At 59.8% G+C, this 22,589-nt stretch carries 21 protein-coding genes and 5 tRNA genes; 18 read left to right on the top strand and 8 right to left on the bottom strand.

The window, feature by feature from the left end; all coding sequences use genetic code 11:
• The first annotated feature begins 276 nt into the window (after positions 1–276).
• The gene (locus DWV32_RS00805; RefSeq protein WP_117563799.1) at positions 277–1,734 is read left to right on the top strand and encodes an aminoacyl-histidine dipeptidase; all 1,458 of its coding nucleotides are present in this window, start codon (positions 277–279) and stop codon (positions 1,732–1,734) included.
• A gap of 80 nt (positions 1,735–1,814) precedes the next feature.
• Here DWV32_RS00805 and DWV32_RS00810 read toward each other — a convergent pair whose 3' ends face one another.
• Positions 1,815–2,393, bottom strand: coding sequence for a manganese efflux pump MntP family protein (locus DWV32_RS00810; RefSeq protein WP_117756900.1), 579 nt, complete (start codon positions 2,391–2,393; stop codon positions 1,815–1,817).
• Between the two features lie 374 nt (positions 2,394–2,767).
• Here DWV32_RS00810 and disA point away from each other — a divergent pair, with 374 nt between their 5' ends.
• From disA to rplA, 17 genes are all read left to right on the top strand, one after another.
• Complete coding sequence (gene disA, locus DWV32_RS00815; RefSeq protein WP_369831362.1) at positions 2,768–3,808, top strand: DNA integrity scanning diadenylate cyclase DisA; 1,041 nt, start codon at positions 2,768–2,770, stop codon at positions 3,806–3,808.
• Entirely contained in the window at positions 3,808–4,536 is a 729-nt protein-coding gene (gene ispD / locus DWV32_RS00820; RefSeq protein ID WP_117629251.1) for a 2-C-methyl-D-erythritol 4-phosphate cytidylyltransferase, read from the top strand. Before disA ends, ispD begins: the two co-directional genes overlap by 1 nt.
• Complete coding sequence (gene ispF, locus DWV32_RS00825) at positions 4,526–5,020, top strand: 2-C-methyl-D-erythritol 2,4-cyclodiphosphate synthase (RefSeq protein WP_006234975.1); 495 nt, start codon at positions 4,526–4,528, stop codon at positions 5,018–5,020. Before ispD ends, ispF begins: the two co-directional genes overlap by 11 nt.
• A 3-nt stretch (positions 5,021–5,023) precedes the next feature.
• Entirely contained in the window at positions 5,024–6,490 is a 1,467-nt protein-coding gene (cysS, locus tag DWV32_RS00830; protein WP_117756901.1) for a cysteine--tRNA ligase, read from the top strand.
• Between the two features lie 143 nt (positions 6,491–6,633).
• The gene (rlmB, locus tag DWV32_RS00835; protein ID WP_117756902.1) at positions 6,634–7,542 is read left to right on the top strand and encodes a 23S rRNA (guanosine(2251)-2'-O)-methyltransferase RlmB; all 909 of its coding nucleotides are present in this window, start codon (positions 6,634–6,636) and stop codon (positions 7,540–7,542) included.
• Between the two features lie 3 nt (positions 7,543–7,545).
• Complete coding sequence (locus tag DWV32_RS00840; protein ID WP_006234978.1) at positions 7,546–8,223, top strand: NYN domain-containing protein; 678 nt, start codon at positions 7,546–7,548, stop codon at positions 8,221–8,223.
• 223 nt (positions 8,224–8,446) lie between these two features.
• A tRNA-Thr gene (locus tag DWV32_RS00845) sits at positions 8,447–8,521 on the top strand.
• 794 nt (positions 8,522–9,315) lie between these two features.
• Positions 9,316–9,397, top strand: a tRNA-Tyr gene (locus DWV32_RS00850).
• Between the two features lie 10 nt (positions 9,398–9,407).
• Positions 9,408–9,483 (top strand) — tRNA-Thr (locus tag DWV32_RS00855).
• A 3-nt stretch (positions 9,484–9,486) separates the two neighbouring features.
• A tRNA-Met gene (locus DWV32_RS00860) sits at positions 9,487–9,563 on the top strand.
• A 96-nt stretch (positions 9,564–9,659) separates the two neighbouring features.
• Positions 9,660–10,850: an elongation factor Tu gene (tuf, locus tag DWV32_RS00865; protein ID WP_089572520.1), complete on the top strand. Its 1,191-nt coding sequence runs from the start codon at positions 9,660–9,662 to the stop codon at positions 10,848–10,850.
• 279 nt (positions 10,851–11,129) lie between these two features.
• On the top strand, positions 11,130–11,279 hold the full coding sequence (gene rpmG / locus DWV32_RS00870; protein WP_022093895.1) for a 50S ribosomal protein L33: 150 nt from the start codon (positions 11,130–11,132) through the stop codon (positions 11,277–11,279).
• A gap of 13 nt (positions 11,280–11,292) precedes the next feature.
• A tRNA-Trp gene (locus DWV32_RS00875) sits at positions 11,293–11,368 on the top strand.
• A 76-nt stretch (positions 11,369–11,444) separates the two neighbouring features.
• Positions 11,445–11,783 carry a preprotein translocase subunit SecE gene (gene secE, locus DWV32_RS00880; protein ID WP_089572519.1) on the top strand — a complete coding sequence of 113 codons (339 nt, stop codon included), beginning with the start codon at positions 11,445–11,447 and terminating at the stop codon, positions 11,781–11,783.
• 3 nt (positions 11,784–11,786) lie between these two features.
• The gene (gene nusG / locus DWV32_RS00885; RefSeq protein ID WP_006234984.1) at positions 11,787–12,323 is read left to right on the top strand and encodes a transcription termination/antitermination protein NusG; all 537 of its coding nucleotides are present in this window, start codon (positions 11,787–11,789) and stop codon (positions 12,321–12,323) included.
• A gap of 120 nt (positions 12,324–12,443) precedes the next feature.
• On the top strand, positions 12,444–12,872 hold the full coding sequence (gene rplK / locus DWV32_RS00890; protein WP_022093893.1) for a 50S ribosomal protein L11: 429 nt from the start codon (positions 12,444–12,446) through the stop codon (positions 12,870–12,872).
• A gap of 117 nt (positions 12,873–12,989) precedes the next feature.
• Positions 12,990–13,697 carry a 50S ribosomal protein L1 gene (gene rplA, locus DWV32_RS00895; protein WP_022093892.1) on the top strand — a complete coding sequence of 236 codons (708 nt, stop codon included), beginning with the start codon at positions 12,990–12,992 and terminating at the stop codon, positions 13,695–13,697.
• Positions 13,698–13,822: 125 nt separating this feature from the next.
• Here rplA and DWV32_RS00900 read toward each other — a convergent pair whose 3' ends face one another.
• The 7 genes from DWV32_RS00900 to DWV32_RS00930 all read right to left on the bottom strand — a co-directional run bounded on the left by DWV32_RS00900 (position 13,823) and on the right by DWV32_RS00930 (position 22,512).
• Positions 13,823–14,533 carry a metallophosphoesterase gene (locus DWV32_RS00900; protein ID WP_117756903.1) on the bottom strand — a complete coding sequence of 237 codons (711 nt, stop codon included), beginning with the start codon at positions 14,531–14,533 and terminating at the stop codon, positions 13,823–13,825.
• Complete coding sequence (locus tag DWV32_RS00905; protein ID WP_117756904.1) at positions 14,530–16,446, bottom strand: BMP family ABC transporter substrate-binding protein; 1,917 nt, start codon at positions 16,444–16,446, stop codon at positions 14,530–14,532. Before DWV32_RS00905 ends, DWV32_RS00900 begins: the two co-directional genes overlap by 4 nt.
• A 93-nt stretch (positions 16,447–16,539) precedes the next feature.
• Positions 16,540–17,307 carry a mechanosensitive ion channel family protein gene (locus DWV32_RS00910; RefSeq protein ID WP_117756905.1) on the bottom strand — a complete coding sequence of 256 codons (768 nt, stop codon included), beginning with the start codon at positions 17,305–17,307 and terminating at the stop codon, positions 16,540–16,542.
• A 13-nt stretch (positions 17,308–17,320) separates the two neighbouring features.
• Positions 17,321–19,459 (bottom strand): bifunctional UDP-sugar hydrolase/5'-nucleotidase, encoded by a 2,139-nt coding sequence (locus tag DWV32_RS00915; protein ID WP_117756906.1) that lies wholly within the window; start codon positions 19,457–19,459, stop codon positions 17,321–17,323.
• A gap of 158 nt (positions 19,460–19,617) precedes the next feature.
• A complete protein-coding gene (locus tag DWV32_RS00920; protein WP_117756907.1) occupies positions 19,618–20,412 on the bottom strand; it encodes an ABC transporter ATP-binding protein in 795 nt (264 codons plus the stop codon).
• On the bottom strand, positions 20,405–21,328 hold the full coding sequence (locus tag DWV32_RS00925; protein WP_006234992.1) for an ABC transporter permease: 924 nt from the start codon (positions 21,326–21,328) through the stop codon (positions 20,405–20,407). Before DWV32_RS00925 ends, DWV32_RS00920 begins: the two co-directional genes overlap by 8 nt.
• A gap of 203 nt (positions 21,329–21,531) precedes the next feature.
• Positions 21,532–22,512: an ABC transporter substrate-binding protein gene (locus DWV32_RS00930; protein WP_117756908.1), complete on the bottom strand. Its 981-nt coding sequence runs from the start codon at positions 22,510–22,512 to the stop codon at positions 21,532–21,534.
• Between the last annotated feature and the right edge of the window lie 77 nt (positions 22,513–22,589).

The raw sequence follows: 22,589 nt of genomic DNA on the forward strand, positions 1-22,589 counted from the left end.
TTCTGTTGAAAAAGGACCCTTCGTTCAAAGTAGATCTCATTAAACATATCAATGGCGTATGCATAAACGTTGATCAAGCGTTGAGGTTGGTTGAAGGGTCCAACGTCCCTTTGGCGCGGCCCGTCTAACCTACTTTATTCTAATAAAGTAGCGTTTCCCCGCCGTTAGCCGATGATGCAAGGGCGCTCGGCGTTTTCGACTGGTTTATGCACGCAAAGTCTGGGAATATACAAGGCGCATGTCTTACTGTCTAATCAGTTGCGCCAAGGAGGCACCATGGATTACAAGATCACCGGCTACGAGCCCGCCCAGCTGTTCCATTTCTTTGAGGAGGTCAGCGCGATCCCCCGTGGGTCTGGCAACGAGAAGGGCATCAGCGATTTCCTGGTTGCGTTTGCCAAGGAGCGCGGCCTCGATGTGTACCAGGACGAGGTCTACAACGTCATCATTCGCAAGCCCGCTTCTGCCGGCGCTGAGAATGCCCCGACCGTGATGCTGCAGGGCCACATCGATATGGTGTGCGACAAGTTGGGCTCTGTTGAGCACGACTTTACGACCGACGGTATCGACCTGGTCGTCAAGGACGGCGTCCTCACCGCTAACGGCACCACCCTGGGCGCCGACAACGGTATTGCTGTTGCTCTGATGCTTACTGTGCTCAACGACGATTCGATTGCTCACCCCGCCCTCGAGTGCGTATTCACCACCGACGAGGAGACTGGCCTGGTCGGCGCCGAGACGCTCGACAAGTCCCAGATTAGCGCCCGCACCATGATTAACCTTGACTCCGAGGAAGAGGGCGTTGCCACCGTCAGCTGCGCCGGCGGCGTCGTTGTTACCTACACCTGCCCCATCGTGCGCGAGCACAAGACCGGCAGCACCCTCACGCTCGACATCTCCGGCCTACTGGGTGGTCATTCCGGCAACGATATCAACCTGGAGCGCGGCAACGGCAACCTCATCATGGCCCGCATCATCGACCGCCTGATGGTCGCCGGCGAGCCCGCCATCGTTAGCTTTAACGGCGGCACTAAGGACAACGCCATCAACCGTGAGTGCAAGGCCGAGCTGGTTTACGCCGACCACGCTGCCGCCGAGGCCGCGGCCCAGATCGCAAAGGACATCATCGCCGACGTCACTGCCGAGCTCGAGGTCTTCGACCCCGGCTTTACCTGCACCGTCGAGATTGCCGACGACGCCGAGGTCGAGGCCATGGATCAGAAGTCCGCGCTTGCCCTCATCCGCGCCCTGCGTCTTGCCCCTAACGGCGTGATTCGCCGCAACGTTGCCACCGACGGCTCCGTCGAGGTTTCCTCCAACATCGGCGTGGTCGCCACTTCCGACGACCAGGTCAAGATCATGCTGTCCCCGCGCTCCTCGATCACCTCGCTGCAGAACGAGTTCAAGGACCGCCTGCAGACGCTGGCCGATGTCTTGGGCTTCGACGCCAAGTTCGAGTTCGAGTATCCCGGCTGGAGCTATGCCGAGCATTCGCCGGTCCGCGACGTTTTTGTCGAGAGCTATCGCGAGCTCTTTGGCTCCGAGCTGCGCATCGAGTCCATTCACGCCGGCCTTGAGTGCGGCCTGTTTGCTGAGGCCCTGCACGGCCTGGACGCCATCGCCGTGGGCCCGACGCTCTCCGATGTCCACACCCCGGACGAGAGCATGGAGCTCGCTTCTGCCGAGCGTTTCTACGAGCTGCTCATCGACGTCCTCAAGCGCCTCGCTGCGTAAAGGTTGCTTTGGCTAAGCCGCTCTAAAACGGCTGGCTATGAAAACGGCCGCCTGGCGTAATGCCGGGCGGCCGTTATTCGTTACAGCGCCAAAATCCCCAGATGCTCAAGCAAGATCTTAAGCCCGATGAGGATGAGCACGACGCCACCCACGATGGTGGCGGGCTTTTCGTAGCGCGCGCCAAAGGTGTGGCCGATCGCTACGCCGGCGACGGAGAAGATAAAGGTCGTGATGCCGATGAGCGACACGGCGGGCATGATGTCGACTGAGAGCGCCGCAAATGAGATGCCTACGGCTAGGGCGTCGATTGAGGTGGCGATGGCGAGGATCAGGTACTCGCCCAGGTCAATCTTTTCGGCATCCTTGCCGTCGCCTTCATCCTCGTCATCGGTAAAGGCTTCCCACAGCATTTTGCCGCCGATGAAGGCCAAAAGGATAAAGGCGATCCAATGGTCGATGGGTCCGATGATGCCCATGAATTGACTGCCGAGCGCCCATCCGATTACGGGCATGCCGGCCTGAAAGCCGCCAAAGAACAGGCCGAGCACCACGGCGACTTTAAGGTTGATCTTCTTCATGCCAAGGCCCTTGCAGATGGATACGGCAAAGGCATCCATCGAAAGGCCAACGGCGAGCAGTACGAGCTCTGCGAGTCCCATAGTCTGGCTCCCTCTCTGCGGGCGGGCCCGCGTGTACCTCTTGGGGGAGTAACAAAAAAGACCCGTGGCGTACGCGTTGCGCGCACAGCCACGAGTCTCGTTCATTAAGGCAAGCCAGGCCGCATCGGCCAGTGTGTTGACTTGCCGCGCCACCGGAGGCGAACCCGATCACGCGACTACTCCCTCATTTATGCGAATCCCGATGCTACCACATAAGCAGCTCATTTGGATTGGGGCTCTCAGCTGTGTTCGCTCATTCTGTAAGCATCGGATTTTGCGGGCGTCACAGAGGCAAACCGTGAGAAACTTATTGACGTTTATGGAGCGTATACGATGGGAGCGATGCCTTGGATAAGAACGAGCTGCAAAAGCGTATGGAACAGGCCATCCGCCTGACGGCACCTGGCCAGCCGATCCGCACCGCCCTCGACATGATCATCGCTGGTCACCTGGGCGCTCTTATTTGCGTCGGCGACACCGAAAACGTGCTCGCTGCTGGTAACGACGGCTTCCCGCTCAACATTTCGTTTACCTCGAACCGCCTGTTCGAGCTTTCCAAGATGGACGGCGCCATCGTCATCGACGGCGACCTCACCCAGATCCTGCGCGCCAACTTCCACCTCAATCCCGATCCCTCACTCGCCACGAGTGAGACGGGCATGCGTCACCGCACCGCCGCCCGCATGTCGGTGCTCACGGATGCCATCGTGATCTCGGTCTCGGCCCGTCGTGCCGTCGTCAACGTGTACGTTCACGGCAAGAGCTACGAGATCCAGCCCGTCACCACCATCATGAGCTCGGTCAACCAGCTCGTCGCCACGCTCCAGACTACCCGTCAGTCGCTCGACCGCTCCCTGCTGCGTCTGACGGCCCTCGAGCTCGACGACTACGTTACGCTCGCCGACATCACCGGCATTTTCTCGAGTTTCGAGATCATGCAGCAGGCAAAGACTGAGCTTAAGGATTGCATTGTCAAGTTGGGCAACCAGGGCAAGCTCGTGCAGATGCAGCTCGAGCAGCTCGCCGGCTCCAGCATGGATACCGAGTACGACCTGATGATTCGCGACTACGCGAGCGATTCTTCCGAGGCCAATGCCGAAAAGATCCGCGCCAACCTGAGCCGTATGACGCCCAAGGACTTGTCCGACCCGCAGCATGTGGCGGCGGTTCTGGGTTACGACGACCTGGACGAGGACTCCGTCATGACACCGCTGGGCCTGCGCACGCTTTCGCGCGTGTCCGTCGTGCGCGACGGCGTGGCCGAGAAAATCGTCGACGAGTATGGATCGCTGCAGGAGCTCATGGACGACATCAGCGAGGATCCGGAGCGCCTGGGCGACTTTGGCGTTAACAACCCTGCCATTCTTGCGGACTCGCTGTACCGCATGAAGGGCACCAAACAGGGGAACGCATAATGGCGCCCGTATGCGCCGTGGTCGTTGCCGGCGGCAGCGGCCAGCGCTTTGGAAATCCCGGCGGTAAGCAGCTCGTTAACGTGGCGGGCCGTCCGCTCATGAGCTGGTCCATCCGTGCGTTCGATCGTAGCGACAAGGTCGGCCACATCGTGGTGGTGTGTCCTGCCGAGCGCCGTGCCGAGATGCGCCGCCTGGCCATCGATCCGTTTGACTATGACACGCCCATCAGCTTCGCCGATGCCGGCGATACCCGTCAGGATTCCACCCGTGCCGGTGTGCATGCGGTTCCGGCGGGTTTCGAATATGTCGCCATCCACGACGGCGCCCGTCCGCTCATCACGACCGAGGCCATCGATCATGCGATCGACGTGCTTGTGGGCGACCGCTCGCTCGACGGTGTCGTATGCGGTCAGCCCGCGATCGACACGCTCAAGATCGTCGACGGCGACAATATCGTCGAGACGCCGCCGCGTGAGCTCTACTGGGCCGCGCAGACACCGCAGATCTTTAGCGTCGACGCCATGAAGCGCGCCCACACCGCAGCTATCGCCGAGGGCTTTATCGGGACCGACGATTCTTCGCTGGTCGAGCGCATGGGCGGGCGCGTCCGCTGTGTCCAGAGCCCGCGCGATAACCTTAAGGTGACGGTGCCCGAGGACCTGCGTCCCGTAACCGCGATTCTGCTTGGCCGCATGGCCGAGGGAGAGGACCTTCCCCATGTTCAGTAACCTGCGCATTGGCCACGGCTACGACGTCCACCGTTTGGTGGAGGGGCGTCGATGTATCATCGGCGGGGTTGACATTCCCTACGAGCGCGGCCTGCTGGGCCACTCGGATGCCGATGTGCTCGCGCATGCCTTGGCCGACGCCATTCTGGGCGCCTGCCGCGGGGGAGACATCGGCAAGCTATTCCCCGACACCGATCCCGCCTACGAGGGTGCCGATTCGATGGTGCTGCTCGCTCGCGTGATGGACTATGCGCGCGAGCTGGGCTTTGAGTTTGTCGATGCCGATTGCACCATTGCCTGCCAGCAACCCAAGATCACCCCGCACCGCGATGCCATGCGCGCCAACCTTGCCCATGCCCTGGGCGTCGACGTCGAAAACGTGGGCGTCGCCGCCACTACGACCGAAAAGCTCGGTTGGGAAGGCCAGGGCGAGGGAATCGGCGCCTGGGCCGTCTGCCTGCTACAGAAAACCGTTAAGGAGTAACGAATGCGTATCTACAACAGCGCTACCCATAAAAAGGAAGAGTTCCAGCCCATCGAGTCCGGCAAGGTCCGCATGTACGTGTGCGGCCCCACGGTCTACGACAACATCCACATCGGCAATGCCCGCACGTTCATCAGCTTTGACGTGATTCGTCGCTGGCTCATCGCGAGCGGCTACGAGGTCACGTTCGCCCAGAACCTCACCGACGTCGACGACAAGATCATCAAGCGTGCCAACGAGCAGGGCCGTACGGCTGCCGAGGTCGCGACGGAGTTCTCCGACAAGTTCATCGGCGTCATGCGTGCCGCCAACGTGCTCGATCCCGATGTGCGCCCCCGCGCCACCAAAGAGATCGGCCCCATGATCGCCATGATCAAGACGCTCATCGAGCAGGGCCACGCCTACGCCGCCGATAACGGCGACGTGTACTTTGCCGTGCGCAGCGATTCCAACTATGGTCAGGTCTCGGGCCGCAACATCGACGACCTTATGGTTGGCGCGCGCATCGAGGAGAACGAGGACAAGAACGACCCGCTCGACTTTGCGCTGTGGAAGGCTGCCAAGCCCGGCGAGCCCAGCTGGCCGAGCCCCTGGGGCGAGGGCCGTCCCGGTTGGCACACCGAGTGCGCCGCCATGGTGCATCGCTACCTGGGCACCCCGATCGACATCCACGGCGGCGGCTCCGACCTTGCCTTCCCGCATCACGAGAACGAGTGCGCCCAGGCCACCTGCGCCTGGCACCAGGGCTTCTCCAACACCTGGATGCACACGGGCATGCTGCTGGTAGACGGCGAGAAAATGTCCAAGTCGCTCGGCAACTTCTTTACGCTGGCCGAGGTCCTCGAGCAGCATTCCGCTGCCGCCCTGCGCCTGCTGATGCTGCAGACGAGCTATCGCTCGCCGCTCGACTTTTCTTGGGAGCGCTTGGAGGGTGCCGAGAACTCGCTCACGCGTATCGCCGGTACGGTCGAGAACCTGCGCTGGGCCGCGAACCATGCGACGGCCGATGCCGATGAGACAGCATCCGAGGCGTTTGCCGCCAAGGCCGCCGAGACCCGTGCCACCTTTAAGGAGTGCATGGACGACGACTTTAACACCGCCGGTGCCATGGGTGCCGTCTTTGGCTTTGTGACCGAGTGCAACCAGTACCTGGAGCAGGCGGGCGACGCTGCCGACAAGGCCGCCGCGCTTGCCGCCGCCGATACGCTGGTCGAGCTGCTCGATACGTTTGGCGTCGAGCTTCCCGAGCCTAAGGTCGAGTTGCCGCTGGGTCTGCTGGGCGTTGCTGCCGGCCTGGTTGCCTACACGGGTGACGACGTGGACGAGGCCGCTGCCAAGATTCTCGAGGCCCGCGCCGAGGCCCGCGCCGCCAAGAACTGGGATCTGGCGGATGCCATCCGCGACCAGCTCAAGGACCTGGGCCTGACGATTGAAGATACTGCCGCCGGTACTCGTATTAAGAGTCTCTAGTATTTGTCGACCGTTCGAGGTGCGGCAGATTGCCTTGAAAGAGGAGGGCATAGACCTGGTGGTCATGCCCGACGATTGAAAGGCAAGGTGCCGTGGCTCGGACGGTCGATTCTTGTTCGTTTTCTATTTAAGGAGGCCGTCTTATGGCCGACAATCGCAAGCGTGCACCTCGTGGCGGCAAGCAGGCCGCTTCCGGCTCGCGTCCGATTCGCCGCAACGACCGCGCTGCCGCTCCCAAGGGCCAGCGCGATCGTACCCAGGCCGCACGTCCGCAGCGCAACCGCGACAACGTTCAGGCTCCCAAGGGCGAGTTTATCGAAGGTCGTCGTGCAGCCGCCGAGGCGCTGCGCACTGGTTTTCCCATCAAGTGCGCGCTCATTGCCGAGGGCGGGGAGCGCGATGCCGCCTTGTCGCGCCTGGTCGACGACCTCAACGCCGCGGGTGTCCGCATTAAGTATGTGCCGCGCGCGCAGCTCGATGCGCTGTCGAGCCATGGCGCTCACCAGGGCATTGCGCTCGAGGTGGGTAATTTCCCCTATGCTGATGTCGCCGATATCCTCGATCGCGCGGGTGACGGACCGGCGCTCGTCGTCGTGCTCGACCATGTGACCGACGATGGCAACTTTGGTGCGATCGTGCGCTCCGCCGAGGTCGTGGGCGCGGCGGGCGTCATCATTGCAAACAAGCGCGCCGCCGGTGTGACCGTGGGCAGCTACAAAACCTCTGCTGGTGCCGTCATGCACCTGCCCATCGCGCAGGTTCCCAATATCGCCCGAGCGCTTGACGACCTCAAGGCCGCCGGCTTTTGGGTGGGCGGTGCTTCCGAGCACGCCGAGGGCAGCTGCTGGGATGCTCCCTTCGAGGGCCGCGTTGCGCTCGTCATGGGCTCCGAGGGCGACGGCATCTCGCGCCTGGTGCTCGAGAAATGCGACTTTTTGACCAAGCTTCCCCAGCGCGGCATGACCGAGAGTCTCAATGTGGCCCAGGCGACCACCGCGCTGTGCTTTGAGTGGCTGCGCCGCAATGCCGGCGAGCTCATGGGGGAGGAGTAGCGCATGTCCAAGAAGAACCGCGCCAAGTCCAAGGCCAAGCGCTTTGGCGAGGGCTCGGCCAAGCCAATTGTTTCGGCCGCGACCTATGGCGTGGGCGGCAATGCGTTTGCGCAGGCTATCGCCGATCCGGTCTCGACGGTGCACTCCAATAAGCCCGAGCTGCTGGTGGTCGACGGCTACAACGTGATTCACTGCACGCCGCGCTACGAAAAGCTCGTGTACGACCATTCCGACGATCCGTATTCCAGCGACGTCCACGATATGGCTCGTACTGCGCTCATCAACGATGTCGCGGCGTTTGCCCAGGGCCGTTACGAGGCCGTGATCGTGTTCGACGGCGCGGGCAACATCTCCAGCGAGCGCCCCAACCTACCGGCCCGCGGCGTGCGCATTGAGTTTTCGCCGACGGGCGTCTCTGCCGATACCGTGGTGCAGAAGCTCTGCATCGAGGCGCGCGAGGAAGGCCGCGCGTGCTCCGTGGTGTCGAGCGACGGCACGATCCAGGCCGTTGTCATGGGTAAGGGCGTTACGCGCATCTCGAGCCGCATGCTGGTGGACGAGATCAAGCAGATCGATAACGACGTTCACGAGGCAGAGGAAGCTCCGCAGATCAAGATGACTCTGGGCAGTCGCCTGAGCCCCGATGCCCTGGCCAAGCTCAAGGCGTTGCGCGGACGGTAGGGGATTATCTATAGAGACCCGTTTCCCAATTGGCCGGCCCGTTGATTTGTAATCAACGGACTGTGGGTTGCCGTCGCCAAAACGAATAGTTTTTGGTTTTGGCGAACGGATAAAACTATTCGTTCTGACGAATAGTTTTGAGATATGGTCGGTCGAAGGGTCTGTTGCGCCTCGTCCGCAATTCCTTTATTCTTAACTGGCTTCGCGCGAAAGCGCCAAGTGTGCCAGTGTGGCGCAACGGTAGCGCAACTGATTTGTAATCAGTGGGTTGCAGGTTCGATTCCTGTCACTGGCTCCATGAGAGTTTCGGGCCCTGTCCCCCCGAGGGACAGGGCCCGTTTCTATTTATGTCGATAAGTCAGCGTGTTTGGCGCCAACCAAGCTTCAGGTTTGTCTTGATCCGTAACACGAGTGGGCTGAAGACCCTCCTTATAGTTACAGATCGAGACATTGCCAAGGGACGGCCGATAACATCTCGATCTGTAACACGAAGAGGCTGAAAGCCGTTCTTGCTGTTATAGATTTAGATAAACAGACAAGCCGCCAGGGAAACATCTCGATCTGTAACAGATAGAGGAGGAATAACCCTCTTACTGTTACAGATCGAGACAGAAGCCAGGGTGAGGTTGGTCATCGTCATCGAGCGAGGATTTTCGGACACACGAGAGTGGAAAATCTCCCGCCTGGAGAATGAGCGTGGATAATCTGCCACTTTGGCCTCAGAAACACGCCAAAAGTGGGAGATTATCCACGCTCGATGTCAAACGGGAGAAAATCCACGCTCGATTGTGCCGGTGAAGCCCGATCACGACCTATGTAATAAGCGCAAGGGATCCGTTATCGAGGGTCGAGACTGCAGACATACTCCATTACGCCAAAGTGTTCCCTTGGGAAATGACGCCGGCATTGCCAAATTCATCACTCCACATAATCAAACTCAACAAAACCGCAGGTCAAAGGTATATAGATACGCCCGGAACCGTGTATCTAGAGGTTTTCGTTGACAGCCCCCAAGGTTGCATCGTATTATCTTTTTCGTTCGCGGGGGCGGCGGTCCAAAAGACCAAAGAACCTGCGGATACTTGAACGATTGGGAGTTTGCCCGAGTGGTTAATGGGGACGGGCTGTAAACCCGTTGGCTCTGCCTACATAGGTTCGAATCCTATAGCTCCCACCCGTCAAGTGCCTGTATAGCTCAGTCGGTAGAGCACTTCGTTGGTAACGAAGAGGTCACCAGTTCAAGTCTGGTTGCAGGCTCCATCCGGCGGTGTAGCTCAGTTGGTTAGAGCACACGGTTCATACCCGTGGCGTCACTGGTTCGAATCCAGTCACCGCTACCATAGGTAACACGGTGGCTTCTCAATAGTATGTTGAGAGGCCACTATGGTATAAAGGCAAAGTCCCGTCCGGGGACGACCTGTTAAGAGGAGGGCTTTATGGCCAAAGAGAAGTTTGAGCGCACTAAGCCGCATGTTAACATCGGCACCATTGGTCACGTCGACCACGGCAAGACCACGCTGACCGCTGCCATCACCAAGGTTCTCTCCGAGACCGAGGGCTGCAAGGCTGACTTCACTGCGTTCGAGAACATCGACAAGGCTCCCGAGGAGCGCGAGCGCGGCATTACGATCTCCGTCTCCCACGTCGAGTACGAGACCGCTTCCCGTCACTACGCTCACGTTGACTGCCCGGGCCACGCTGACTACGTCAAGAACATGATCTCCGGCGCTGCTCAGATGGACGGCGCTATCTTGGTCATCGCTGCTACCGACGGCCCCATGGCTCAGACTCGCGAGCACATCCTGCTCGCCCGTCAGGTCGGCGTTCCCTACATCGTCGTCTTCCTGAACAAGTGCGACATGGTCGACGATGACGAGCTTATCGACCTCGTCGAGATGGAGACCCGTGAGCTCCTCTCCGAGTACGATTTCCCCGGCGACGACATCCCCGTCATCCGTGGTTCCGCTCTGGGCGCTCTCGAGGGCGACGCCAAGTGGATGGACGCTATCCGCGAGCTCATGAACGCCGTCGACGAGTACATCCCGACGCCTGCTCGTAACAACGACCTCCCGTTCCTGATGGCCGTTGAGGACGTTATGACCATCTCCGGCCGTGGTACCGTTGCTACCGGCCGTGTCGAGCGCGGTGAGCTCAAGCTCAACGAGCCCGTCGAGATCGTCGGCATCAAGGATACCCAGAACACCGTCGTTACCGGTATCGAGATGTTCCGTAAGTCCATGGACTTCTGCGAGGCTGGCGACAACGTCGGTCTGCTGCTCCGCGGCATCAAGCGCGAGGACATCGAGCGCGGCCAGGTTCTCTGCAAGCCCGGTTCGGTTACCCCGCACACCAAGTTCACCGGTGAGATCTACGTTCTGACCAAGGAGGAGGGCGGCCGTCATACCCCGTTCTTCGATGGTTATCGTCCTCAGTTCTACTTCCGTACCACCGACGTTACCGGTACGGTCAAGCTCCCCGAGGGCACCGAGATGGCTATGCCTGGTGACCACATCACCATCGAGGGCGACCTCATCCACCCGATCGCCATGGAGGAGGGCCTGCGCTTCGCTATCCGCGAGGGTGGCCACACCGTCGGTTCGGGCATCGTCTCCACGATCATTGAGTAAATTAGCTCTTTGATATAGCTGACTTAGAGAACCCGGCACTTATTTGGGTGCCGGGTTCTTTTCTGCAATGGATATTGAGCCGTTGCTGGTGTCGAGAGGATCGATAATGGTCCTGGATGCACCGTCGATTAGATCTCGATGGCTTCATTGATGTGTTCCAAATATGAATGGATCCACCGAGAACCAATTGACTCGAGGTTTTCATTGACAGCACTTACGTGGAGCTGATAAAGTAACAACTCGTGCCCGTACGGGGCGGAAATGAAAGGTTCAGGATACATGCGTACTCTAGTTACTCTTGCGTGCACTGAGTGCAAGCGCCGCAACTATACGACCACCAAGAACAAGTCGACCATGCCTGATCGTATGGAGATCAAGAAGTATTGCCCCTGGTGCCGTCACCACACGCTGCACAAAGAGACTCGCTAGTCTCTAGTCATATACGCCAGTAGTTCAATTGGTAGAGCATCGGTCTCCAAAACCGAGTGTTGAGGGTTCGAGTCCTTCCTGGCGTGCCAGTCATTATTCCGTAAGCTCCCACTTGGGGGCTTACGGTTTACTCATGTATAAGCGCATTGCGCGGAGGTAACCCAAATGGCCAACAAGAAGAACAAGAAGAAGGCACAGCAGCAGGCGCCTGCCAACAACGCTGCCGCCAACTCCAAGGTTGAGGCCAAGAAGGCCGTTGCCAAGAAGAGCGAGAAGGCTGCGAAGTCTAAGAAGAACGAGAAGCCTGGTTTCTTCGCCCGCACCAAGAAGTATTTCGCTTCGGTGAAGTCCGAGATGAAGCGTGTCACGTGGCCCGATAAGAAGGAGCTCGTGAACTACTCGGTCGTCGTTTGCGCTTCTCTGATCGTCGTCGGCGTCGTCATCGCTCTGCTCGATGCTGGCTTTGGCGAGGCTCTTGCTCTGTTCTCTGGATTGAGGGGCTAAACCATGTCTAAGCGTTGGTACGTCGTTCACACTTACTCTGGATACGAGAACCGCGTTAAGTCCGATCTCGAGCATCGCATCGAGACTATGGGCATGCAGGACCGTATCTTTGATATCGAGATTCCTATGGAGCGCGTCACCGAGATTAAAGAGGGTGGCAAGCGTGAGACCAAGGATTCCAAGATCTTCCCGGGTTATGTCCTGGTCCGCATGGAGATGGATGACGATGCTTGGACGTGCGTTCGTAACACGCCTGGCGTCACCGGTTTCCTGGGCGGCAACGGCAAGCCCGCTCCGCTTTCCCGCGACGAGTACAACAAGATGACTCGTCGTCCCGGTAAGGGCGATTCGCCCAAGCGCACCTCGGTTGATATTCAGGTCGGCACGTCCGTCCGCGTCACCGATGGCCCGCTTACCGACTTTGATGGCAAGGTCTCCGAGGTTAACACCGAGGCTGGCAAGCTCAAGGTCACGCTGATGATCTTTGGCCGCGAGACGCCGGTCGAGCTCGACTTTAACCAGGTCGCTGTCATCGCTTAAGTTTTCGTCCGTTCGCGCGAGCGTGCTTCTTCTGTGACTGCTCATCTCAGGAGTGCTTCTAACACGTGCGTGCTTACGATATAGCAAGTACTTCACACTCGTGATTCGAAAGGAATGACCATGGCTGAGAAGAAGGTTGCCAACGTCATTAAGCTCCAGATTCCTGCTGGTGCAGCTAACCCCGCTCCTCCCGTCGGCCCCGCCCTGGGCGCCGCTGGCGTGAACATCATGCAGTTCTGCCAGGCCTTTAACGCCGAGACGCAGGACAAGAAGGGTGACATCATCCCCGTTGAGATCTCTGTCTACGAGGACAAGTCCTTCTCCTTCATCACCAAGACCCCGCCGGCGGCTCACCTCATCAAGAAGGAGCTGAACCTCAAGTCTGGTTCCGCTAAGCCCCAGGCCGACAAGGTTGGTCAGCTCTCTCAGGAGCAGCTCACCAAGATCGCCGAGATCAAGATGCCGGACCTCAATGCCAACGACATTGACGCCGCCAAGAAGATCATCGCCGGTACCGCCCGTTCCATGGGCGTCACCATCGCTGAGTAGCGATTTCTTTAGGTAATGACGGGTGCTCCGACCGGGGCGCCCGTTATATGTGTGCAATAGGGCACACGATACGATGTGGGAGGGCTCACGCCCGTTTAACCACAGGAGGTAATGCACATGGCTAAGCATGGTAAGAGCTATAACGCCGCTGCCGAGAAGATCGACCGCGCCACGCTCTACACCCCCCTTCAGGCTGCCAAGCTCATCAAGGAGCTCGACACCGCCAAGTTCGACGAGACCGTCGAGGCCCACTTCCGTCTGGGCATCGATACTCGTAAGGCTGACCAGAACATCCGTGGTTCCATCTCCCTGCCCCACGGCACCGGCAAGACCGTTCGTGTTGCCGTCTTCGCCGAGGGCGAGAAGGCCCGCGAGGCCGAGGCTGCCGGCGCCGACATCATCGGTTCCGACGAGCTCGTCGCCCAGATCCAGAAGGGCGAGATCAACTTCGACGCTGCTATCGCTACGCCGAACATGATGGCCAAGGTTGGCCGCATCGGTAAGATCCTTGGTCCCCGTGGCCTCATGCCGAACCCTAAGCTCGGCACCGTGACCATGGACGTCGCCAAGATGGTCTCCGAGCTCAAGGCCGGCCGCGTTGAGTATCGCGCCGACCGTTACGGCATCTGCCACGTGCCCCTGGGCAAGAAGTCCTTCTCTGAGCAGCAGCTCGTCGAGAACTACGCTGCCCTGTACACCGAGATCCTGCGCGTCAAGCCTTCTTCTGCTAAGGGCAAGTACGTCAAGTCCATCTCCGTGTCTTCCACCATGGGCCCTGGCGTCAAGGTCGATCCCGCTGTTCAGCGTGACTTCCTGGCTGAGTAGCTTTTAGTTACTGCCTGAGCAAAGCAAGCATTGCTAAAGAAACCCGGTTCTGCCTCGTGCAGGACCGGGTTTCTTGCTATCTAGGGCCAAAACCGCCACAAAGGTGCCTGTCCCCTTTGTGGCGGTTACCAGGGTGTTCTGGCGGTAGAGGACTCGATTGCCTCGTGGCGCTTGAGCTCGCGGCGCATGGTTTGCGAATTGAGCCAGGCTGCCTGCCAGCCACGGATGGGGTAGCTCGCTTCGTCCAGCTCAAACTGCGTATAGCCACAGGCGTTGATGATCGTTGCCCCGCATGCGTGCTGACGTTCGCGTTGAAAGTCGCGACCATAGCATTGGTGAACATGCCCGTGCAGCATGTAGTCGGGATTCCAGGATTCGAGTGCTGTGTTAAAGCATTCGAATCCTCGATGCGGCAGATCATCCAGATCGCCCACGCCGGCGGCGGGTGCATGGGTCAGCAGAATGTCGCAGCCGCCGACCATCCTCACTTTGCGGGACAGCTTGCGCACACGCTTGGCCATCTCGCGCTCGGTATACATGTTGGCACCGTCTCGGTAGCGCATGGAGCCGCCAAGCCCCGCAATGCGGACGCCGCGATACACGTACACGGTGTCTTCGACACAAATGCAGCCGCCCGGTGCATGACGCGCATAGCGGTCATCGTGATTGCCACGCACGTAGATGAGCGGTTTGTTGATGACCGTGACCAAAAACTCAAGATAATCCGGGTCCAGATCTCCTGCGGATAAAATCAAATCGATACCCTCAAAGCGCTCCTTGCGAAAGCACTCCCATAGGCATCGTTCTTCGGTATCGGCTATGGCAAGGATTTTCATAGGGCGCGGACCTTCGGCTCATCGTCGAGCTGCGGAATGGTGCCTACCACGTTGTCCGCCAGCCAATTCATCTCGACAATCTGCGCGCTCGGCAGTGGGGGAAAGCCCTCGATCTGCACCACGCCGTCTTGGCTATGAAGCTCGCCGCCAAATGGATTGATGGAGCCCTCGACGATGCCATTGCGGAGCAGCTGCACCAGTTTGCGCGTCTGATAGGGCAGGCCCGGAGCGTAGCGAATGTCGATGACGCCCGAGCTCATGCCATACCAGTAGTTGACGGCGCGAACCTGGCTGTCGTCACTGGTCTCATCCCAGGTGCCATGCAGCAGGCTTCGCACGATAAGCTCGTAGTATCGGCCCCAGTTCCAGACCGGCATGGCGATGCCGACGACCTTGCCATCGACCAGGCGGTGGAGTCCGTAGGCCGTAGGGTCTACGAGCGACTTTGACATGTCAGCGCCGGTCATGACGCTCACGCCTTCGCGGCACATGGCCTCGGCAAGGCCTCCGGCGGGCACATCGCCCCAGGTCAGGATAATTTGCGCGCGGGGGTCGAGCAGCGAGGCGCCAATCGCAAAGGCGTTGATCTCGCTAAGCGCGCCCGACGCAAAGACCGACGCGTGGTAGCCAATGCGATGGTTGTCCGCCATGCTGGCCGCAAGGGCGCCCAGCAGAAACTTTGCCTCGTACATCTTTCCAAAATACGAGCGCACGCTTTGGTGGGGAAGGCCGATGGAGCAGTTGAGGAACCGAACCTGGGGATACTCAACGGCCGCCCTGAGCGTGTATTCCATCAGGCGATGCGAGGTCGAGAAGATGACGTTGTCTCCATGTTTGACAGCCGTTTCCACGGCGGCGTAGAACACGTCCGGATCGTGGCAGTCCTCAAACGCCTCGGTGCGCACGATGCCGCCAAAGTGCTCGTCAAGATATTGGCGCCCTTGATCATGCAGGCTGTCCCAGCTCGATGTCGCACAGGGGAACTCATGGATAAAGGCGATGCGCAGGGGGTTGGCCGCCGAGTAGACGGTCTTGCCCATAAAGAAGTTGAGCACGCCGGAGGTGGACTTGGCGGGCGCCTCTTCCTCATCGACGCTCGGCGCTTCGACAAGATCGACCTTGTCCTCGTCATTTTTGCCGGCAATGACCAGCTCGCGCCAAATCTTGCACAGGCGGTTTACGACGATATCCGTCGGCGTATCCAGTAGACGGTCTTGGTTGTACACATTGAGGTAGACGAGCATGGCGTCGGCGGGCGTAATGTCCAGGTGGTCGCCGCCGGCGCGCAGGTAGGCGCGCTTAAAGAGTAGGAAGGTGTGGCGCAGGTAGTCGACCTTTTTCTGCGGCCATTTTTCGACAAGGTCCTGACCGAGCATCTTGGCGAGCGTCTCGTAGCTTCCCTCGCGCGAGAACTCGATCTCGTATAGGGGGCAGACGCGCCAAAACGCGCAGAACTCGCCATAGAGGCGGCTTTCGACGGAATCCCATTTTCCGGGGTAGAGGCGGGTGACCTTGGCCGAAACCGTCGGGGCGTCCAGGAATTTGAGGACACTGACGCGCTTGTTGCCCTCCTGGACGTAGAACCGATGCATGAACTCGGTGACGATGATGGGGTCGCGATAGCCCTCGGTCACCTGGATGTCGTAGAGGTTGGACCACTTGCGGGCGAACTCGGTGCTAAATGGCAACAGGGGCATAAAGTTGCACGAAAAGGCAGACTGACGGCCCTTGGTGACCGTGCCGACGACCATTTCGAGTGGAATATCCCGCAGGCCGACGCTCTCTCGCTGACCTAAGGGGAGCTGAGCAACCAAACTGTCGAGGTCCGTAAGGTATGGATGCTCGCTTTGGCTGATGGCGCGTCGACGTCCCTGCTCGCCGCGCTTACGTGCTTGACGATAGGCCTCTTCCATGGTGTCTACTCCCTTAGTCGTTTAAACAACGATATGAACCATGGTACCACGATGCGAAACCACCACAAAGGTGCCTGTCCCCTTTGTGGTGGTTTAGGCGATGATGGGGGCGATGGCACGAATGCAGGCGTCGGCTGCCGTAAAAGTGGTGCTATCGTCGCTGACGATAAAGATAATTTTGCCCTTAATGCCAAAGTCGCCAATCTCGCTAAAGAGCACGTACGGCTCCTTGTCAAAGCCAGAGATGGGCGAGACGGCCGTTTTGGTTGCGCTCGTGAGCTCGTCTGCCAGCGCGTCAAGGGAAGCCCACTTAGACGTGTCCTTTACGGCAACGGGCACGGCCACGCGCCCAAAGGGCATCAGATGTACGAGCGTGTTCTTGGAGATGTTGGAGTTGGGCACAATGATGGTCTGCCCGCAGGCGTCCTCGATGGTCGTGTGGCGCCAGGTGATGTCTTGGACCACGCCCGACACGCCGCCGACCTCGATATTGTCGCCGGGTTTGATAATGCCCATAAAGGTCACCTGCATACCGCCGATAAGGTTCGACAGCGTGTCCTGAAAGCCGAGCGAGATGGCGATGCCGCCGACGCCAAGAGCGGCGACGAGCGCGTTTGCGTTAATGCCAAAGCAGTTGTCGAGGATAAAGCTGCCGCCAATCATCCAGATGACGGCGCGCGCGATGTTGATGAAGATACTCGATGCCGGAAGCGGGTTATCGTCTCGGTTAAGCAGATGGTTCAGGGTCTTGGATACGACCTTGGCGGCGACGGCGGTGCCTATCGCCAAGATGACAGCCCAGATGATGTTGTGGACCCATCGTTGTGCAAAGAAATGAAGAATTGGCTCAAACAATTCCATGTAGGGAAACCTCCTATGATCGTCCAACCATGATACCCACCAAGAAGCCCGTCCGATCAAATTCGGACGGGCTTCTGTGCTCGATATAAGGTTTACGCGGCGGGGCTGTAAGGCCCGGCGGTGTAGCTTGGCGTCGACGCTTCCAGATAATGCCGAGCATGATGACGATGATGCCGCCGATAAGGCACGCGCCAACTACTGCCAGCGTGCGGTCTCCCGTTGCGGCAAGCTTACCGGTCGTCTTCTTGGTGATGACCTTCGTGGTCGCCGTGTCCGTCTTAGACGAGGGCTTAGGCGTCGGGGCCGGTGAGGGCGTGGGGTCCACGGCAGCGGAGCCAAAGCTGATGGTGCCCGCGAGTGAGGCCATCTTGCTCTCCCGGCCGTTCTGCCCGATCAGCGCCCTCAGCGCCGCCTCGCACGTGCCCCACTCGGTGTACTTGGTGGCGTGTGCAAAGGTGGGAAAGTCGGTCGTGTTGGTAATGATGTAGTTGTTGGTGGCGACGGTATAGGTCTTGGTGGGATCGAGCGTGCTGCCATCCTTGGTGAGCGTGGCGCTCACGATGCGCTTGCCTTCGGGCTGCGTCCAATCAATCGTCACGTTGATGCCGCCAAAGGAGAGAACGCTGCCAGAGTCATCGCGCCACTTGTACTTGTCTTGCGCCTCCTGCTCGGTATGGCCGGCTGCCACGTAGGCTTGCTGAAGCTCGTAGCTGTGATTGCACTCGTCGCTGATCTGCAGCGAGTGCTCGAGCGCTGCGAGGAAGTCCGCGCCGGTCATGGTCCAGGTCTCCACGGTGTTGCCGTAGGGCGAGATAGCGATGACGTTGCCGGCGGTCACATCGCCCGCAGCGATGCCACCGCGGATGCCACCCGCGTTCTCGATGGCAAGGTCTGCGCCCGTCAGGGCAAGATAGGAGCCGCAAATCACGTGGCCGATGGTCTGGGCCTTGGTGGTGTCGCCCTCCTTGCTGGGGCGGAAATCGGTGGTGCGCACCATTTCCCAACCATGCGTGCCTGCGGCGTCCTCGCCGTAGAAATAGTTGGTGGTGGATGTGCCGAGCACCTTGTTCGATTCGTTTTCAAAGGCCTCGTCGAGCGGCTTGATCTTGTTGCGGACGTCTTCAAGGCGGCTTTGGTAGTCAGAACCCTTGTCGGGGTCTGCCAAAAGGTCGTTGACGTTCTTGGCGGTGTAGAGCTTCTCGTCGCTGTCGTCTGTAGGGACCGTGACCGTGTCATCGTCGGTCGTCTCGGTGCCATTCGTGTCGTACTTGTACGGAATGGAAAGCAGCCCCACCTCGGCAAAGGCGCTGCCTGTCTCGACAACGTGGATCGTCTTGCCGTCGGCTCCCGTTACCTTCTCGTTAAGGTTGATGTGCTCGTGGCCTGCGATAAGGGCATCGACGCCACGGAGCCGTGTGGCAAAGGTCTTTGCGTCGAGCGTGTGCGCGATGCACACAACAACATCGAAGCCCTCCTTGCGCAGCCGCTCTGCCTCGGCATTGATGGCGTTCGTGGCACTCGAGAACGACGTGCCCGCGACCAGGTCCGCGCGCAGCGAGGATCCCAGCGACTCATCCATGGCACCCACGACGCCGACCTTGATTTTGTAGTCGAATGTGGAGTGATCTTCGCTATCCTCCCAGGTGCGATCGAGCGTCTTCGTGATGCTCGAGCTCCATACGCCGCTCGTAGACTTCGCGTTCGCGCAGAGCATGGCGAAGGGCGTGCCGGTGGTGCTGTAGCCGGTCATGGTGCGGAGCTTGTCCGCGCCGTAGCTCCAGTCGTGGTTGCCTGGCGTGGTCGCGTCGTAGCCGTCGGCGTAGAAGGTGTCCATGAGCTCGGCGATGCTCTTGCCCTCGCTCATGGTGGCGAAGGACTGTCCGTGGAAGGTGTCGCCCGCATCGAGCAAAAGATCGGGGGCGCTGCTTTGGGCGCTATAGAGAACTGCCAGTCCGTCGAAGCCGACGGTGCCGGTGCCCTTGCTTTCGTTGTAGCTGTACTTGTAGCTGCCGTGGATGTCGTTGGTGTGCATGACGGCCACGGAGCCGTCAATAGCGGCGGGCAGGTTCCCCGCGAAAGCGAGGCTTGGGATGCCTGCGAGCGAGCCGACAAACAACGCGGCGGCTAACGCAAGGCGGGGGAGTCTTTTCATGGCAGTTTCCTTAGTCCTTAGCCAGAATGTCTGGTCGAATATCGGATTATCGACATAATATGCGAAAACCGCCGCAAGGGCGTCTGTCCCTTTGCGGCGGTTTTGACGTTTGAGCAGATAAAACCTACCAAAATAAACCTGTCCCTTTTTGGCAGGTTTTAGCTCAGCAGCATGCGGTCGTTGGCGAGCTCGCCGCCCGAGACCTCCTCGAACTTCTGCAGCAGGTCGGCTACGGTGAGCGACTTCTTCTCATCGCCCGCCACGTCGTAGATCACGTGGCCTTCGTGCATCATGATCAGACGGTTGCCCAGACGGATGGCGTCATTCATGTTATGCGTGACCATGAGCGTGGTCAGGTGGTGCTCGTCGACGATCTCTTCGGTCAGATTGAGCACCTTAGAGGCCGTCTTGGGGTCGAGCGCCGCGGTGTGCTCGTCGAGCAGCAGCAGGCGCGGCTTGGTGAGCGTGGCCATGAGCAGGGTGAGTGCCTGGCGCTGACCGCCCGAAAGCAGGCCGACCTTGGCGTTGAGGCGCGTGTCCAGACCGAGGTCCAGGCGCTTGAGCAGCTCAACGTACTCGTCCTTCTCGGCCTTGGTGACGCCCCACGAAAGACCGCGACGCTGGCCGCGACGCTTGGCGAGGGCCAGGTTCTCGGCGATCTGCATGTCGGCAGCGGTACCGCGCATGGGGTCCTGAAACACGCGGCCCAGGTACTTGGCGCGCTGCGACTCGCTCAGGCGCGAGATGTCGGTGCCGTCGAGCTCAATAACGCCCGAATCGAGCGGGTACACGCCGGCGATCATGTTGAGCAGCGTGGACTTGCCGGCGCCATTGCCGCCGATCACGGTTACAAAGTCGCCGTCATTCAGGGTGAGGTCGACACCGGTGAGCGCGCGCTTCTCCGTGACGGTGCCCTTGTTAAAGGTCTTCTTGACGTGCGAGAGCTTAAGCATCTGCCTCATCCCCCTTCGTGTAGGAGCTGCGGAGCTTATAGCGCTCCCAAACCACGGGCACGCACAGGGCCACAGCGACAATCACGGCGGAGAGCAGCTTCATGTCGTTGGCGTCCATGCCCAACTGCAGCACGATGGCGCGGATAAGGAAGTACACCACGGAGCCAAAGACGGCGGAGGCAAGACGGACGCTAAACTGCGTGAGGCCGCCGGGCAGCAGGCGGCCGAGTACCTCACCGATAACAATGGCGGCAAGACCGATAACGATGGCACCGGTGCCCATACCAATGTCGGCGTACTTCTGGCTCTGGCAGATGAGCGCGCCCGAAAGGCCGATGAGGGCGTTGGAGAGCACGAGGGCGATCATCTTGGTGGAGTTGGTGTTGACGCCCAGAGCGCGGATCATGTACTCGTTGTTGCCGGTGGCGCGCAGCGCCGAGCCGATTTCGGTGCCAAAGAACCAATACAGGATGGCAACGATAGCCACGGCGAGCAGGATGCCCAAGATGATGGCAACGGTGGACTGCGGCAGACCGGTCATATTGCTGACGGCCGAGAACACGGTGCCCTTGGCAAGAATGGGCGTATTGGACTTGCCCATGATGCGCAGGTTGATGGACCACAGGCTGATCTGGGTGAGGATTCCGGCGAGGATCGCGGGAATCTCAAAGACGGTGGTCAAAATGCCCGTGACGGCACCCGCGATGGCGCCGGCGCACATGCCGGCCAGCACGGCGAGCAGCGGGTCGACGTTGTTATTGACGATGAGTACGGCGCAGACGCAGCCGCCGAGGGCAAAGCTGCCGTCGCAGGTCATATCGGGGATGTCGAGCAGGCGGAACGTGATAAACACGCCAAGCACCATAATGCCCCAGAGGACGCCCTGCGAAACGGCGCCCTGCAATGCAATGAGCATGCTTCATACCTCCTAGGATAGGATGGACACGTGATGTTCCATAATAGCGGTAACAATGAATATAAGAACGGCAGGCAAACGTTTTGTTATATCTGAAACAAGCAGGGCGAACGCCGGTCTATGACGTTCGCCCCAATGGCTCAGATATTGAATAACGCAGCTATGGGCGAGAACGAACCCTAGATGCGTTACGGCGCATGGTGCTACTCGTCCAGGGCGGAAAGGTCGATGCCCAACGCCTCGGCCATCTCGTCGTTCTTGACGACGACCAGGTTCTTGCTCGAGAGGTGCTTGATCGGCATGTCTTCGGGCTTGGCCTCGCCCTTCAGGATCTTAACGGCCATCTCGCCCGCGGCGTAGCCCAGGTCCTCATAGTTGATGGAGAGGGTGAACAGGCCGCCGGCCATGCACATACCCTCCTCGCCAGTCACGAAGGGAAGCTTGTTTTCCTTGCAGATCTGGCCGACCTGCGAGGCACCCGCAGCGATGGTGTTGTCGGTGGGGGAGTAGAGCGCGTCGACCTTGCCCACGGCGGACTCGACGACGGACTGGATCTCGTTGGAGCTCGAGACGGTGAAGTCGGTGTACTCGAGGCCCAGCTTGTCGAGCTCCTTCTTGGCGGCCTTGATCTGGACGTCGGAGTTGGACTCGGCGGTGCAGTAGAGCAGGCCGACCTTCTTTACGTCGGGCAGGACCTTCTGCATCATCTCGAGTTGCTCGGCGACCGGGGTAAGGTCGGAGGCGCCGGTGACGTTGGTGCCGGGCTTGTCGTTGTCCTGGACCAGGCCGGAGGCGGCGTAGTCGGTGATGGCGCAGCCCACGATGGGGATATCGGCCGTGGCGCCGGCGGCAGCCTGCGCGGCGGGCGTGGCGATGGCATAAATCAGGTTGACGTTGTCGCCCACAAACTTGTCGGCAATGGACTTACACGTGGACTGGTCGTTCTGGGCGTTCTTCTGGTCGATCTTGACCTTAAGGCCGCTCTCCTTGATGGCCTTGACAAAGCCGTCGTTGGCGGCATCGAGTGCGGAGTGCTCGGTGAGCTGCAGAACGCCGATGGTGTAGTCGGAACCGGCGGCAGCAGAGCCGGAACCAGAGTTGCCGCCGCATCCGGCGAGCGGGGCGAGCGCGAGCAGGCCGGCGGAGACCAGAAGGCTCCTGCGGCTGATGGTGATGTCCTTCATATCATTACCCCCAGTATAAAAATGGCTGGAAACACTGCACTGGGACAAAGTGCAAGTGGAACTATAGTAGCGCTGAT

Source organism: Collinsella sp. AF04-24 (assembly GCF_003465685.1).
GTDB classification, from domain to species: domain Bacteria; phylum Actinomycetota; class Coriobacteriia; order Coriobacteriales; family Coriobacteriaceae; genus Collinsella; species Collinsella aerofaciens_AP.

Excerpts from the sequence above, each read along its gene's own strand:
- DWV32_RS00805 (WP_117563799.1), top strand. The coding sequence starts at position 277 with ATGGATTACAAGATCACCGGCTACGAGCCCGCCCAGCTGTTCCATTTC.
- DWV32_RS00810 (WP_117756900.1), bottom strand. The coding sequence starts at position 2,393 with ATGGGACTCGCAGAGCTCGTACTGCTCGCCGTTGGCCTTTCGATGGAT.
- disA (WP_369831362.1), top strand. The coding sequence starts at position 2,768 with ATGGAACAGGCCATCCGCCTGACGGCACCTGGCCAGCCGATCCGCACC.
- ispD (WP_117629251.1), top strand. The coding sequence starts at position 3,808 with ATGGCGCCCGTATGCGCCGTGGTCGTTGCCGGCGGCAGCGGCCAGCGC.
- ispF (WP_006234975.1), top strand. The coding sequence starts at position 4,526 with ATGTTCAGTAACCTGCGCATTGGCCACGGCTACGACGTCCACCGTTTG.
- cysS (WP_117756901.1), top strand. The coding sequence starts at position 5,024 with ATGCGTATCTACAACAGCGCTACCCATAAAAAGGAAGAGTTCCAGCCC.
- rlmB (WP_117756902.1), top strand. The coding sequence starts at position 6,634 with ATGGCCGACAATCGCAAGCGTGCACCTCGTGGCGGCAAGCAGGCCGCT.
- DWV32_RS00840 (WP_006234978.1), top strand. The coding sequence starts at position 7,546 with ATGTCCAAGAAGAACCGCGCCAAGTCCAAGGCCAAGCGCTTTGGCGAG.
- tuf (WP_089572520.1), top strand. The coding sequence starts at position 9,660 with ATGGCCAAAGAGAAGTTTGAGCGCACTAAGCCGCATGTTAACATCGGC.
- rpmG (WP_022093895.1), top strand. The coding sequence starts at position 11,130 with ATGCGTACTCTAGTTACTCTTGCGTGCACTGAGTGCAAGCGCCGCAAC.
- secE (WP_089572519.1), top strand. The coding sequence starts at position 11,445 with ATGGCCAACAAGAAGAACAAGAAGAAGGCACAGCAGCAGGCGCCTGCC.
- nusG (WP_006234984.1), top strand. The coding sequence starts at position 11,787 with ATGTCTAAGCGTTGGTACGTCGTTCACACTTACTCTGGATACGAGAAC.
- rplK (WP_022093893.1), top strand. The coding sequence starts at position 12,444 with ATGGCTGAGAAGAAGGTTGCCAACGTCATTAAGCTCCAGATTCCTGCT.
- rplA (WP_022093892.1), top strand. The coding sequence starts at position 12,990 with ATGGCTAAGCATGGTAAGAGCTATAACGCCGCTGCCGAGAAGATCGAC.
- DWV32_RS00900 (WP_117756903.1), bottom strand. The coding sequence starts at position 14,533 with ATGAAAATCCTTGCCATAGCCGATACCGAAGAACGATGCCTATGGGAG.
- DWV32_RS00905 (WP_117756904.1), bottom strand. The coding sequence starts at position 16,446 with ATGGAAGAGGCCTATCGTCAAGCACGTAAGCGCGGCGAGCAGGGACGT.
- DWV32_RS00910 (WP_117756905.1), bottom strand. The coding sequence starts at position 17,307 with ATGGAATTGTTTGAGCCAATTCTTCATTTCTTTGCACAACGATGGGTC.
- DWV32_RS00915 (WP_117756906.1), bottom strand. The coding sequence starts at position 19,459 with ATGAAAAGACTCCCCCGCCTTGCGTTAGCCGCCGCGTTGTTTGTCGGC.
- DWV32_RS00920 (WP_117756907.1), bottom strand. The coding sequence starts at position 20,412 with ATGCTTAAGCTCTCGCACGTCAAGAAGACCTTTAACAAGGGCACCGTC.
- DWV32_RS00925 (WP_006234992.1), bottom strand. The coding sequence starts at position 21,328 with ATGCTCATTGCATTGCAGGGCGCCGTTTCGCAGGGCGTCCTCTGGGGC.
- DWV32_RS00930 (WP_117756908.1), bottom strand. The coding sequence starts at position 22,512 with ATGAAGGACATCACCATCAGCCGCAGGAGCCTTCTGGTCTCCGCCGGC.